Source organism: Brachybacterium sp. GU-2 (assembly GCF_030866705.2).
GTDB lineage: Bacteria > Actinomycetota > Actinomycetes > Actinomycetales > Dermabacteraceae > Brachybacterium > Brachybacterium conglomeratum.
Window position 1 is genome coordinate 508287 of the sequence record NZ_CP133037.2, and the last position, 13589, is coordinate 521875.

13 protein-coding genes are annotated in these 13589 nt (G+C 72.5%); 2 read left to right on the forward strand and 11 right to left on the reverse strand.

From position 1 onward, the window contains the following. Positions 1-8: 8 nt before the first annotated feature. A complete protein-coding gene (locus RBL05_RS02410; protein ID WP_308740710.1) occupies positions 9-710 on the reverse strand; it encodes a hypothetical protein in 702 nt (233 codons plus the stop codon). Positions 711-862: 152 nt separating this feature from the next. On the opposite strand from RBL05_RS02410, the gene RBL05_RS02415 reads away from it, so the two are divergent. After that, positions 863-1384 carry a pyrimidine dimer DNA glycosylase/endonuclease V gene (locus RBL05_RS02415; protein WP_308740709.1) on the forward strand — a complete coding sequence of 174 codons (522 nt, stop codon included), beginning with the start codon at positions 863-865 and terminating at the stop codon, positions 1382-1384. Positions 1385-1456: 72 nt separating this feature from the next. On the opposite strand, the gene RBL05_RS02420 is transcribed toward RBL05_RS02415, so the two are convergent. The 3 genes from RBL05_RS02420 to coaE form a co-directional block, all read right to left on the reverse strand. Next, a complete protein-coding gene (locus RBL05_RS02420) occupies positions 1457-1972 on the reverse strand; it encodes an NUDIX hydrolase (protein WP_308740708.1) in 516 nt (171 codons plus the stop codon). 4 nt (positions 1973-1976) lie between these two features. After that, entirely contained in the window at positions 1977-4079 is a 2103-nt protein-coding gene (gene uvrB, locus RBL05_RS02425) for an excinuclease ABC subunit UvrB (protein WP_308740707.1), read from the reverse strand. A 138-nt stretch (positions 4080-4217) separates the two neighbouring features. After that, positions 4218-4865, reverse strand: coding sequence for a dephospho-CoA kinase (gene coaE / locus RBL05_RS02430; RefSeq protein ID WP_308740706.1), 648 nt, complete (start codon positions 4863-4865; stop codon positions 4218-4220). 74 nt (positions 4866-4939) lie between these two features. On the opposite strand from coaE, the gene RBL05_RS02435 reads away from it, so the two are divergent. Then, on the forward strand, positions 4940-5833 hold the full coding sequence (locus RBL05_RS02435; protein WP_308740705.1) for a trimeric intracellular cation channel family protein: 894 nt from the start codon (positions 4940-4942) through the stop codon (positions 5831-5833). A gap of 79 nt (positions 5834-5912) precedes the next feature. On the opposite strand, the gene aroD is transcribed toward RBL05_RS02435, so the two are convergent. The 7 genes from aroD to rpsA form a co-directional block, all read right to left on the reverse strand. Next, on the reverse strand, positions 5913-6806 hold the full coding sequence (gene aroD / locus RBL05_RS02440) for a type I 3-dehydroquinate dehydratase (protein ID WP_308740704.1): 894 nt from the start codon (positions 6804-6806) through the stop codon (positions 5913-5915). Between the two features lie 35 nt (positions 6807-6841). Continuing rightward, positions 6842-7924 carry a 3-dehydroquinate synthase gene (gene aroB, locus RBL05_RS02445; RefSeq protein WP_308740703.1) on the reverse strand — a complete coding sequence of 361 codons (1083 nt, stop codon included), beginning with the start codon at positions 7922-7924 and terminating at the stop codon, positions 6842-6844. After that, a complete protein-coding gene (locus RBL05_RS02450) occupies positions 7921-8463 on the reverse strand; it encodes a shikimate kinase (protein WP_263309689.1) in 543 nt (180 codons plus the stop codon). Before RBL05_RS02450 ends, aroB begins: the two co-directional genes overlap by 4 nt. Then, positions 8460-9713: a chorismate synthase gene (gene aroC, locus RBL05_RS02455; RefSeq protein WP_318604307.1), complete on the reverse strand. Its 1254-nt coding sequence runs from the start codon at positions 9711-9713 to the stop codon at positions 8460-8462. The genes RBL05_RS02450 and aroC overlap by 4 nt, the downstream gene beginning before the upstream one ends. A gap of 119 nt (positions 9714-9832) precedes the next feature. After that, positions 9833-10654 (reverse strand): hypothetical protein, encoded by an 822-nt coding sequence (locus tag RBL05_RS02460; RefSeq protein WP_263309690.1) that lies wholly within the window; start codon positions 10652-10654, stop codon positions 9833-9835. Between the two features lie 271 nt (positions 10655-10925). Continuing rightward, on the reverse strand, positions 10926-11756 hold the full coding sequence (locus tag RBL05_RS02465; protein ID WP_263309691.1) for an HAD-IIA family hydrolase: 831 nt from the start codon (positions 11754-11756) through the stop codon (positions 10926-10928). A gap of 114 nt (positions 11757-11870) precedes the next feature. Then, positions 11871-13355 carry a 30S ribosomal protein S1 gene (gene rpsA / locus RBL05_RS02470; RefSeq protein ID WP_053915848.1) on the reverse strand — a complete coding sequence of 495 codons (1485 nt, stop codon included), beginning with the start codon at positions 13353-13355 and terminating at the stop codon, positions 11871-11873. Positions 13356-13589: the final 234 nt, after the last annotated feature.

Here is a 13589-nt window from a genome sequence, read left to right on the forward strand (position 1 = left end):
CGCGGGCACTACGCGCCGGGATCCTCCGGGGCCAGTGCGGAGAGCGCCTCGAGCAGCGAGTCCATGCGGCCGGCGCCGAGGAGCGGGCTGAGCGGCTGGGAGAACCACTGCTCCCAGACCTCGTCGAGCTGGGCGGCAGTGGGCGCGGCGCCGGTGCCCAGCAGTTCTGCGATCGCCTCCGCCTCCGGGGCGTACTCGTCCTCGGGCACACCATCCCTGCCCGGGGCGAGGGCCATCGGGTCTTCGCGGGTCAGGAGCGCGAGGACCTGCTCCTGCGTCGACGTGCCGCCGGGCTCGGCGGTGCGTTCGTCGAAGAGGGTCGAGGCCAGGGTCACCGCACCGGTGGCGAGTCCGATCCAGAGCCGAGGTGCGGGCACGCCGCGGCGCCGCAGGAAGTTCTCCGCCCCGCCGTCCAGGCGCAGGCCCGCGACGCCCGCCCCGACCATCAGGCCGCCGAGGGCGAGCGAGATCGCGGTCTCGGGGACCGTCGGCGGCCGCAGGCCGTGAGCACTCGGGTCGTCGTCGGCCGACGGGTCCGGGCGCCCCTGCTGCGCCAGGAGGCTGACGCCGGTGGTAAGCACCGCGGGAAGCGCGACGTAGCCGGCGCGCACGGGGCGCGGGAGACGGTGCACGGGGATCATCCCGAGGCCCGACGCGGCGGCGGTGCCGACGGCCAATGACAGGATCCGGGAACGCTGGGACTGGGGCACGGGGTCCTCCTTCTCTCGCGGCGGGACGGGTCGCGCACCGCGGGGCGTGGCGTGCTCATGACGCTATCGGGAGAGCCTGAGCGTGACCGACGACGATCGTCGGTGCGCGGCGCGACCTTCGCCTGCCTCGGCGGATGAGGGAGGATGGCCCGATGCGCCTGTGGTCCCTGCACCCCCGTCACCTCGACCGCCAGGGCCTCACGGGCTGCTGGCGGGAGACGCTGCTGGCCCAGGCGGTGCTGGCCGGGCGCACCCGCGGATACCGGTCCCACCCTCAGCTCGAGCGCTTCCGCGCGCAGGCCGAGCCCCTCGCCGCGATCGGCGAGTACCTCGAGGTCCTCGCGGAGGAGGCCTTGGCGCGCGGGTACCGCTTCGACCGCTCCCGCATCGACCATCGGCCCGCCGGAGCGGTCGGGGACGGGGCGGACGCCGGTGAGGCCTCCCCCGGCGCGCCAGCCGACGGCGACCGGCACGTCCCCGACGTGCCGAGGATCCGGGTCACCAGCGGGCAGCTCGACCTCGAGTGGCGGCATCTGCTCCACAAGCTCGAGGAGCGCAGCCCGGAGCGCTGGGAGCGTGCGAGTGCGCTCGAGGGGCCGACGGCGCATCCGCTGTTCGAGGTGGTCCCGGGGCCGGTCGAGAGCTGGGAGCGCGCCGAGGATCCGCAGCGCTGACGAGGCGGCGCCCCGCCTGGGCCCGCCGCTGCGACATGTCGACCCCGTCGCGCGCAGCTGGAGGGGTGAGGCTCAGTCCGGTCCCGGTGTCCCGTCGTCGGCCCGGTCGGTGCAGCCCTCGATCGCGAGTCGGAGCCAGCGCGAGACGGGGTCCCCGGCCGGCACGTCGGCGAGGTCGGTGCGCAGCCAGCGGACCTCGCGCAGCTCAAGGGAGGTGCGCGCCTCGACCCCGTCGGCGCTGCCCGACAGGAGCGTGAGGGTGTCGCGCTTGCCCTCGGTCCTCGCCTTGAGGGTCCTCAGCTCCGCGAGATCGTCCCGGATGCGGAGGCCGAGCTCCTCGTGCACCTCGCGGCGCGCCGCGTCGGAGGGGGTCTCCCGGGCAGGGCGGAAGCGTCCGCCGGGCAGCGCCCAGCGGTCCTGGTCCACGTAGGAGTGGCGCACGGCGAGGATCAGCTCGGGCTGCTCCGGATGGCGCAGCAGCACCTTCACGCCGAAGGTGCGCGGCCGGCGCAGCCGCCACCAGATCCGGCGCAGCCGGTGCCCGGCGGTCAGGATCGCGCCCAGCGCCCGACCGCGCCTCGTCGTCATCGGCTCAGGAGCGCTGGACGGCGCGGAGCTCCTTCTTCAGCTCCTGCACCTCGTCGCGCAGCCGCGCCGCGACCTCGAAGTTCAGCGACTCCGCGGCCTGGTGCATCTGCGCGGTCATCTCGTCGATCATGCCGGTCAGCGCGCCGACGGGATCGTCGCCGAGGTCGATCTGGCGACCCTGCATCGAGTCGATGGCGTTCGCGCGCGCCCGGTCCTGGGCCACCTTCTCCTTCCCGGAGCGGTAGTCGGTGGCCAGGAGGGTGTCGGTGTCGATGTCCTCGCGGGCCAGCATGTCCGTGACGTCCGCGATCCGCTTGCGCAGCGGGGTCGGGTCGATGCCGTGCTCGGTGTTGTACGCGATCTGCTTCTCGCGGCGACGATTGGTCTCGTCGATCGCGTCCTGCATCGAGTCGGTGATCGTGTCCGCGTACATGTGCACCTGGCCGGAGACGTTGCGGGCCGCACGTCCGATCGTCTGGATGAGCGAGGTGCGGGAGCGGAGGAAGCCCTCCTTGTCCGCGTCCAGGATCGCGACCAGGGACACCTCGGGCAGGTCCAGGCCCTCGCGCAGCAGGTTGATGCCGACGAGCACGTCGTACTCGCCCTGCCGGAGGGAGCGCAGCAGCTCGATGCGGCGCAGGGTGTCCACGTCGGAGTGGAGGTACTGGACCCGCACCCCGTTCTCGAGCAGGAAGTCTGTGAGGTCCTCGGCCATGCGCTTGGTCAGCGTGGTCACGAGCACGCGCTCGTCGCGCTGCACCCGCTTCTCGATCTCCTCGCGCAGGTCGTCGATCTGGCCCTTGACGGGCTTGACGATCACCTCGGGGTCCACCAGTCCCGTCGGCCGGATGATCTGCTCGACCACGCCGTGGGCGCGGTTCAGCTCGTACTCGGCGGGAGTGGCGGAGAGGTAGACGGTCTGACCGGTGCGCTCGGTGAACTCCGAGAATGTCAGCGGGCGGTTGTCGAGCGCCGAGGGGAGGCGGAAGCCGAAGTCCACCAGGGTGCGCTTGCGGGAGCGGTCACCCTCGTACATCGCGCCGATCTGCGGGACGGTCACATGGGACTCGTCGATGACCAGCAGGAAGTCCTCGGGGAAGTAGTCCATGAGGGTGTTCGGGGCGGTGCCCGGCGCGCGGCCGTCGAGATGGCGGGAGTAGTTCTCGACACCGTTGGTCGAGCCCATCTGCCGCAGCATCTCGAGGTCGTGGGTGGTGCGCATGCGCAGGCGCTGCGCCTCGAGCAGCTTGTTCTGCCCCTCGAGCTCCTCGAGCCGCTCGGCGAGCTCCTCCTCGATCGTGCCGATCGCGCGGGAGAGACGCTCGGGACCGGCGACGTAGTGGGAGGCGGGGAAGATGTGGATGTGGTCCTCCTGCCGGATGACCTCGCCGGTCATCGGATGGAGGGTGTAGAGCGCATCGATCTCGTCGCCGAAGAACTCGATGCGGATCGCGAGCTCCTCGTACATCGGGATGATCTCGACCGTGTCCCCGCGCACCCGGAAGGTGCCGCGCTCGAAGGCGATGTCGTTGCGGTCGTACTGCATGTCCACGAAGCGGGTCAGCAGCTCGTCGCGGTCCAGCTGGTCGCCGACGCTCAGCTGCACCATCCGGTCCACGTACTCCTGCGGGGTGCCCAGGCCGTAGATGCAGGAGACGGAGGAAACCACGACGACGTCCCTGCGGGTCAGCAGCGAGTTGGTGGCGCTGTGCCGCAGCCGCTCCACCTCGGCGTTGATCGAGGAGTCCTTCTCGATGTAGGTGTCCGACTGCGGGACGTACGCCTCGGGCTGGTAGTAGTCGTAGTAGGAGACGAAGTACTCCACCGCGTTGTGCGGCAGCAGCTCCCGGAACTCGCTGGCGAGCTGCGCGGCGAGGGTCTTGTTGTGCGCCATGACCAGGGTGGGACGCTGCACCTGCTCGATCAGCCAGGCCGTCGTCGCGGACTTGCCGGTGCCGGTCGCGCCGAGGAGGACCACGTCCTGCTCGCCGTCGTTGATCCTCTTGGTGAGCTCCTTGATCGCCTGCGGCTGATCGCCCGAGGGCGAGTACTCGGAGACGACCTCGAAGGGGTGCTCGGCGCGGACGAGATCGGTGACGGGACGCATGAGGACGAGCCTACGACCCGGGGCCGTCGGAGGACACGGTGCGGGGCCTCTGTCCGCTCAGGGCCGACGGCCCCGCGGGGCCGGGCGGGACGGCGCACAGGCGGCGCCCGGCGCCGGGTCGGCCGGGGTCCGACGCGATCAGGTGCGGAGGTCGTGCTCTTCGAGGACCGCGTCGAGGGCACGGCCGGAGCGCGCGAGGAGAGCGGGGCGATCGGCCGTGTTCAGCACCAGGCGGTCCGCACGGCGGATACGTTCGAGATCGGTGACCTGCGCCGCCATGACCGACTCGACATAGCCGCGGTCCCTGTCCCGGTCCCGGACCACCCGCTCGATGCGGTCCTCTCGCCGGGCGAGCACCGCGACGACCGCGTCGTAGTCGGGCTCGCTGTGCTTCTCCAGCAGCAGCGGGTTGTCGTGGACGATGACCCGCTCCCCCGACGCGGCCGCCTCGGCCTCCTCCTGCGCGACCGCCCGGTCCACGCGGGAGAGCACGATCTGCTCGAGGTCGACGCGGGCCGCCGCATCGGCGAAGACGATCCGGGCCATGGCGGCGCGGTCGATCGTGCCGGCCAGGTTCCGCACTTCCTCCCCGAAGCGGGCGATCGCCTCCTCGACCCCGTCGCCGGGGACGTCCAGGACGGCCCGGGAGTGGGCGTCCAGATCGATCACGCGCAGGCCGCGTTCGCGCCAGAGCGCGGCGACGGTCGACTTGCCCGCGCCGATGCCGCCGGTGAGGCCGATCCGCAGGGGGCGGTCAGGACGAGAGGGAGGAATGCTGCCGGGCATGCTCCGATGGTAGGGCGGGTCGGCCGGGTCACGGTGGCGTTCACTCCCCTGCCTGCACGGACTACGGTGCTGGGGTGGACCCTCTCGAGCTGCTCGTGACCAACGACTTCCTCCGCGTGCTGGACCTCGTGGGCGTGTTCGTGATGGGCGTGGCGGCCGGCGCGATCGCCTCCCGCCTGAACTTCGACGCGGTCGGCTTCGCGGTGATCGGCATCGTCGCCGGGCTCGGCGGCGGTCTGGTGCGCGATCTGATCCTCGACTACGGCACCCCGGCGGCCTTCGACGGGCCCTGGTATCTCACCTGCGCCCTCGGCGGAGCCATGTTCACCTTCGTCATCCATGCGGACGGCCCCTGGTGGCGCCGCCTGGTGACGGCGCTGGACATCGCGGCGATGGGGCTGTGGGCTGCGACCGGCACCGCGAAGTCCCTCGGCTACGGCCTGGACACGCTGCCGGCGATCCTGCTCGGGGTCACCAGCGCGGTGGGCGGCGGCGTGATCCGCGACGTGCTGGTGGGAAGGATCCCCCAGGTCTTCGGGGGCGGCCCGCTGTACGCGACCGGCGCGCTGGTCACCGCGGTGCTGACCTGGCTGGTGCTGGCCCTCGGCCTGCCCTCCCCGACGGTGCTGGTCGCGGTCGCCGTCGGCGCGCTGCTCGCCGGGGTCGCGGCGTGGCGCCGCTGGTCGCTGCCGGCCCATCAGGAGTGGCAGGTGACGATGTCCGCGACCCAGCTGAAGCAGCTGGTGCGCCGCACCCGCAAGGACGAGCGGGAGCGGGTCGCGCAGGAGACGGGGGCGATCCCCGTCGTCGACGTCGACCACGACGACCTCGCCGAGGACGCCGTGGCCGAGGACCTCGACGCGAGCGACTACGAGGACCGGATCTTCCCGGATCCGGCGGAGCTGCCCGGCACCGTCGAGAACGAGAGGCGCGAGGAGCAGGACCCCGGGGCCGCCTCGCCGCGCTGAGGCGGCTGTGCTGCCGGGCGTCGGCGCGCCGGCCGCTCCGCGGTCCGGTCGGAGCGCCGAGGCGCCGGCCCGGGCCGGGTCAGGGCCGCAGGAGCTCGATCATCCGGGCGACGTCGTCCGCGCCGAGCTGGCCGGGCGCGGACCCCTCCCCTGCGGTCGCGAAGGTCGCGGCGCTGCCGAACGCCTCGGCGGCCACGCGGCTGCTCGCCCCGAGGGTGCCCATGGAGATCGCGATGTGCGGGCCTGTCTGCTCCTCGGCGACGGCAAGACTCGCCGAGAGCAGGGTGAGCACGTCGCGGGAGGTGCGCGGGGTGACGGCGACCTTCGGGATATCCGCGCCGAGACGCCGCTGCTCGCGCAGGATCCCCGCGATCGTCTCCTCGTCGGGGGTGCCCTCCATGTCGTGGTAGGAGCCGACCACGGCGATGCCGTGACGACGGGCGGAGTCGATGACCGAGGCGACCACTGCGGGGTCGAGGGAGGTCTCGATGTCGACGAGGTCGACGGCGGACTGCGTGCCCGCCCGGCGACCCGTGATCAGCGCCTCCAGCAGCGAGACGAGCGCGCGGGGGCCGTAGGGCCTCTGTCCGCCCTCGGCGGTGGTGCGGAAGGTGACCAGCAGGGCGCGGTCGGCGCCGAGGGCGGCGCGCAGCGGGCCGAGCGCGGCGAGGACCGCCTCGCGGTGGTGCTCGGCGTCCTCGAGGTCGGGGCGGAAGCGGTCCAGGCGCCACTCGACCACGCGGGCCGGGGTCGCGCTCGCCGCCTCGGCCTGGGCGAGCAGGGCGTCGAGGTCGTCGCCCACCAGCGGCACGATGATCTCGGGGCGCCCGCGGCCGAACTCGACGCCGCGCACGGTCGCGGTGCGGCGGCGCACATCGACCATCCCCTCCTGCACGGCGGGGCCGGGTTGGTCCGCGGTGCCGGGCTGGTCCAGGGGGTCGTCCTGCGCGGCGGTCCCGGGACGCTCGGTCATGGTGCTCCTCCTTGCTCGGGCGGGCCCGGGTGTGCTCAGTCGTCGGTGATCGCGGCGTAGGCGCTCAGCAGGAGCGCGGGATCGGGCCCCTCGATCCGGGAGACCGAGCCGATCCGGTCCAGGACCACGAAGCGCAGCAGGCCGGCGCGGGTCTTCTTGTCCCGCTTCATCGCGTCCTCGAGCTTGGGCCACTGACGGTCGCGGTAGGTGACGGGCAGGCCGAGCGAGGTGAGGATGCTGCGGTGGCGGTCCACCTCGGCCTCGGAGAGCTTGCCGGAGAGGTGGGAGAGCTCGGCGACGAACATCATCCCGATGCTCACGGCAGCGCCGTGGCGCCACTGGTAGCGCTCGTTGCGCTCGATCGCGTGGGCGAGGGTATGGCCGTAGTTGAGAATCTCCCGCTCCCCGCTCTCGCGCAGGTCCGCGGAGACCACGCGGGCCTTGACCCGGATCGCCCGCTCGATCACCTCGCGGAAGGCGTCGGTGGAGACATCGAGCACCGCGGCGGGGTCCTGCTCGACGATGTCGAGGATCGCGGTGTCCTCGATGAAGCCGGCCTTGACCGCCTCGGCGAGTCCGGCGGCGACGTCGTTGCGACCGAGCCCTCCGAGCACGTCGAGGTCGGCGACCACGGCGATCGGCGGGTGGAAGGCGCCGACGAGGTTCTTCCCCTCGGACGTGTTGATGCCGGTCTTGCCGCCCACGGCCGCATCGACCATCGCGGCGACGGTGGTGGGGACCTGGAGCACGTCGACGCCGCGCAGCCAGGAGGCCGCGACGAAGCCGGCGAGGTCCGTCGCCGCGCCGCCGCCGAGCCCGATCACGAGGTCCTGGCGGCCGATCTCGGCCTGGCCGCACACGCCCCACAGGAACCCGGCGACCTGCGCGGTCTTGGCCTCCTCGCCGTCGGGGACCTCGGCGGCGAAGGACTGCCGCCCCGTCTCCTCGATCCCGGCGCGGACCTGCTCGGCGACGTCGCGCAGGCTCGGCTGGTGCACGATCACCACGCGCCGGGCGCGCTCGGGCAACAGGGCCGGGATCTGCTCGAGCAGGCCCCGTCCCACGTGCACGTCGTAGCCGCCGGTGGGCGTGGTGACGGGGATGACGGTGGTGCTCATTCGGTCTCCTCCTGGGGGCGCGCGGGCCTCTGAAGCTGCAGGGCGTCGATGATGGCGAGGGCCACCCGGTCCGGGCTGCCGAGGGCGGCGTCGATGCGGTGGGTCGCCAGTCCACGATAGGTGTCCGCCCGGGCGGCGGCGAGCTCGCGCCAGCGGGCCATGGGATCCTCGCCGGACAGCATCGGGCGGCCGACGCCGTGGGCGAGCCGGCGCGAGACCGTCTCCTCGTCGATCTCGAGCAGCACCACGGGCAGGTCGCGCAGGGTCGAGGCGGCGCCGGCGTGCATCGGGGCGCCGCCTCCGAGGGAGAGCACGCCCCGCTGGTGCGCGACAGCGCGGACGAGCGAGCGGGCCTCCCGTTCGCGGAAGGCGGGCTCTCCCTCGTCCGCGAAGATGTCCGGGATCGTGCGTCCGGCCTCCTGGACGATCAGCGCGTCGAGGTCGGCGAAGGGGACGCCGAGGCGCGCGGCCAGGGCGCGTCCCACGCTGGTCTTCCCGGCGGCCATCGGACCGATCAGGACGACCACGGGACCGGTCACGAGGTGGAGCCCTCCCCACGGCGGACGAGCCCGGCCTGGAGGTCGAGCGTGCCCTCGAGGTGGGCGCGGATCTCGTCGATGCTGTCCCCGCCGGTCTTCTCCAGCAGCGCATCGGCCAGGGTCAGGGCGACCACCGCCTCGGCGATCACCGCGGCTGGCGCGACCGCGCAGGTGTCGGAGCGCTGATGGTTGGCGGTGGTCTGCTCGCCGGTGGAGACGTCGACCGTGCGCAGCGCGCGCGGGACGGTGGAGATCGGCTTGAGCGCCCCGCGCACGCGCAGCACCTCGCCGTTGGTCATCCCGCCCTCGAGGCCGCCGGCGCGGTTGGTGGCGCGCGGGAAGGCGGAGCGCTCGCCGCGCGGGGAGGGCGCGACGAGGATCTCGTCGTGGGCGACGGAGCCGCGGCGGGCGGCGGTGGCGAAGCCGTCGCCGATCTCGACGCCCTTCATGGCCTGGATCGACATGACGGCCTGGGCGAGGCGCGCGTCGAGCTTGCGGTCCCACTGGGTGTGGGAGCCGAGGCCGACGGGAAGGCCGTAGGCGAGGACCTCGACGACGCCGCCGAGGGTGTCGCCGTCGGATTTCGCGGCGTCGACCTCGTCGACCATCGCCGCGGAGGTGTCGTCGTGGAAGCAGCGCAGCGGATCGGCGTCGAGCTGCTCCAGGTGGTCGGGGGTGGGCAGCGGCGCGTCCTCGGGCACGGACACGGAGCCGACGGAGAGGGTGTGGGCGACCAGCCGGATGCCGGCGGCCTGCTCGAGCAGGGCCGCGGCGACGCGGCCGGCGACGACCCGGGCCGCGGTCTCGCGGGCGCTGGCGCGCTCCAGGACGGGGCGGGCCTCGTCGAAGCCGTACTTCAGCATCCCGGAGAGGTCGGCGTGGCCGGGGCGGGGGCGCGAGAGAGGGCGGTTGCGCGCGATCTCGCGCTCGTCGCCGGTGCCGGCGTCGATCAGCAGGTCCTCGCGCGGGACGGGGTCCGCGCTCATGACCTTCTCCCACTTCGGCCATTCGGAGTTCGCGATCTCGATCGCGAGCGGGGAGCCGAGGGTGAGGCCGTGGCGGAGCCCGCCGTGGATCGTCAGCACGTCCTGCTCGAACTTCTGGCGGCTGCCGCGGCCGTGGCCGAGGCGGCGGCGCGCGAGCGCATCCTTCAGATCGTCACTGGTCAGCTCGATCCCGGCGGGGACGCCGTCGAGCAGGGAGAGGAGGGAGGGGCCGTGGGATTCCCCGGCCGTGAGCCAGCGCAGCATGTCGTCGATCATCTCATGAGCGGGACGACGTCCGGGCGGGCGTCCGCGCCGTGCGGACGCCCGCCCGGGGGCTCAGCTGTCCCCCGCGGGCGGCTGACCGGCGGGGAGCGGAACGGGGATCAGGGGCCGTCGATGCTGATCATCATCGCGGGGGCCTCGCCGTCGGTGGGGATCGGCAGCAGCGTCACCCCGACGGTGCGGCCGGAGCCGTCCTCCACGGCGGTGCCTCGCACCGGGGTGGTCGAGGTGAGATCCACCTCCCCCTCGACGGAGGTGACCGTGAGGTCCTCACGGCCGAAGCCGTCGAGCACGAAGTTCGCGCGCTCCACGGCGACGTCCTCCGTCAGCGTGGTGGGCTGCTCCTGCTCCTCTCCCCAGACGGGGTAGGCGCCGGTGCCGTTCAGCCCGTCGTTGAGCGTCGCGGCGGCCTCCTCGGGCAGCGGGGCGTCCTTGCTGAAGTAGAGCCAGTAGTCGGCCTCGGCGACGCCGGCCGGCGCCATGTAGCCGTAGTAGGTCTCCTGCTCGCCGCTCCAGCCGATCACGGTGCAGCGGGTGACCGCGCCGGGCTGGTCCAGGGCGAGGCCGTCGGTGCACGTGGCCTCGTCGCTCAGGCTCGTGTCCGCGGCGTAGCCGTACAGCTGCGAGGCGACGTCCTCCGCCGTGATCGTGCTCCGGTCGGCGCGGGCGAACTCCTGGGAGCCCGTGGTGAAGACGTCGCTCGGGGCGGCGTTCGCCTCCCCGGCGGCGCCGTCCTCCTCCGCGGTGTCCTCCTGCGAGCTCGTCCGCTCGGCGGGCGCGGCGACCGCGGCGGGCACGTCCTGGGCGGGCGGCGCGGCGGTCGTCGCGACCGCCTGCGAGAATCCTCCGATGCCGAGCCCCACGAGCAGCGGGGCGCCGAGGCCGAGCGCGGCGAGGGTCCTGACCTGGTGCCGACGAGTCATCGTCGTCTCCTTCCGAGTGCGTCGGGGGGAGCATCTGTCCCCCGCGGGCTCCTCCGGACGGTCGGGACGTGGACTCCTCCACCGCCCCTGGGCGTTTACCGTTCCTTGACCTTCCGGCGAGCTGCTCGTGACCTTTCCAGCTCGGACGCCCGGGGTCAAGGCGGACTCGCCGACCCCGCACGCCGGCATCACCGGATCTTCACAGAGCGGGCCGGACAGGTCGGAGAGCGGCTGTCGGTCCGGTCCGGGCACCGATGCCGGCCCCGTGATGTCAGTCCTCGTCGAGCTCGACGGCCTCGTGCGGGGTCAGCCGCTCGACGAAGGGGACCACGTCCGCGATGCCGTCCAGCACCGCGGTGGGCCGGAAGGGGAACTGCGCGATCTCGTCGACGTCGGTGGAGCCGGTGAGGACGAGGATCGAGCGCATGCCCGCCTCGAGCCCCGACTTCACGTCCGTGTCCATCCGGTCACCGATCATCACCGAGGTCTCCGAGTGGCCTCCGATGCGGTTCAGGGCGGTGCGCATCATGAGCGGGTTCGGCTTGCCGACGTAGTACGGATGGATCCCGGTCGCGGCCGTGATCATCGCGGCGACGGAGCCGGTCGCCGGCAGCGGACCCTCGGCGCTGGGCCCGGTGACGTCGGGGTTCGTGGCGATGAACTTCGCCCCGCCCTTGATCAGCCGGATGGCCCGGGTGATGGACTCGAAGGAGTAGGTGCGCGTCTCCCCCAGCACCACGAACTCGACGTCGCTGTCGGCGAGGATGAAGCCCTCGTCGTGGATGGCGGTGGTGAGCCCGGCCTCGCCGATCACGTAGGCGGAGGCGCCGGGCTGCTGCTCGGCGAGGAAGCGGGCGGTGGCCAGGGCGCTGGTCCAGATCGACTCCTCGGGGAGGTCGATGCCGCTGCGGGCAAGGCGCGCCCGGAGATCGCGCGGGGTGAAGATCGAGTTGTTGGTCAGCACCAGGAAGGGCCGCCCGTACTGCTGCAGCGCGGCGATGAACTCGGGGGCGCCGGGCAGAGCGGACTGCTCGTGGACGAGCACGCCGTCCATGTCCGTGAGCCAGGTGTGGATCGGGTGGGACTCGAGAGAAGTGGTCATGACCCTAGTGTGCCCTGCCGCGATTCTCCCGGATCGGCGCCGCCCGAACGCCGGGAACGGGGACGGCCCGGCCCCCGCGAGTCGCGGGGACCGGGCCGTCGGGTGATCCGAGGATCAGTTGCCGGTGAGCTTGGCGCGCAGGGCGGCCAGGGCCTCGTCGGAGGCGAGGGTGCCCTCGTCCGAGGAGCTCGACTGGTAGGAGGACTGCGCGGCGGGCGCGGACTCGGACGAGGAGGAGGTCGAGGCGGCGGCCGGAGCGTTCGCGGACTCCTCGTCGGCGCGGATCGCCTCGGCGACCTGGGCCTTGTGGGCGGTCCAGCGCTCGTAGGCGGCCGCGTACTGGGCCTCCCACTCCTCGCGCTGGGCGTCGTAGCCCTCGAGCCACTCGTTGGTCTCCGGGTCGAAGCCCTCGGGGTACTTGTACTCGCCGTTGGCGTCGTACTCCGCGGCCATGCCGTAGAGCGCGGGATCGAAGGTGGTGTCGTCGCCCTCGGGGTCCACGCCCTCGTTCGCCTGCTTGAGGGAGAGGGAGATGCGGCGACGCTCGAGGTCGATGTCGATGACCTTGACGAAGACGTCCTGGTCGACGGTGACGACCTGCTCGGGCAGATCCACGTGGCGCTGGGCCAGCTCGGAGATGTGCACGAGACCCTCGATGCCGTCCTCGACGCGGACGAAGGCGCCGAAGGGGACGAGCTTGGTGACCTTGCCGGGCACGACCTCGCCGATGGCGTGGGTGCGGGCGAAGAGCTGCCAGGGGTCCTCCTGGGTCGCCTTCAGCGACAGGGAGACGCGCTCGCGGTCCATGTCGACGTCCAGGACCTCGACCTTGACCTTCTGGCCCACCTCGACGACCTCGGAGGGGTGGTCGATGTGCTTCCAGGACAGCTCGGAGACGTGGACCAGGCCGTCGACGCCGCCGAGGTCGACGAAGGCGCCGAAGTTGACGATCGAGGACACGGCGCCCTCGCGGACCTGGCCCTTCTGGAGGGTCTGCAGGAAGTCGGAGCGGACCGCGGACTGGGTCTCCTCCAGGTAGGCGCGGCGGGACAGGACCACATTGTTGCGGTTCTTGTCCAGCTCGATGATCTTCGCCTCGATCTCCTGGCCGACGTAGGGCTGCAGGTCGCGGACGCGGCGCATCTCCACGAGGGAGGCCGGGAGGAAGCCGCGCAGGCCGATGTCGACGATGAGGCCGCCCTTGACGACCTCGATGACGCGACCGGTGACGACGCCCTCGTCCTCCTTGATCTGCTCGATCGAGCCCCAGGCGCGCTCGTACTGGGCGCGCTTCTTGGACAGGATCAGGCGACCCTCCTTGTCCTCCTTCTGGAGGACGAGGGCCTCGATCTCGTCGCCGACCTCGACCTCGTCGGCCGGGTCGACGTCGTGCTTGATGGACAGCTCGCGCGAGGGGATGACGCCCTCGGTCTTGTAGCCGATGTCCAGGAGGACCTCGTCGTGATCGACCTTCACCACGGTGCCTTCGACGATGTCGCCGTCGTTGAAGTACTTGATGGTGGCATCGATGGCGGCCATGAGCTCGTCGGCGTCACCGATGTCGTTGATGGCGATCTGGGGGGTCGTGGTGTCGGTCATGTAGGTATGGACTCCGTCGGGACAGGAAATGAGTAGGGTCGGGGGACGTGCTCCGCCCGTCGGCGGGACCAGGGGTCCGGGCCGGGAGGACGGTTCGCTCGTGCACCGGGGCGCACAAGCCTCAGACAGCCTACCAGCGATCCACCCCGGCGCGCGAGGGTTCCGGCGAGCGGTCCGCGGCGCGCCGGTGTGATGTCCGCCCCGTCCGGCGACGGGGCGGAGACGGAGGCACCA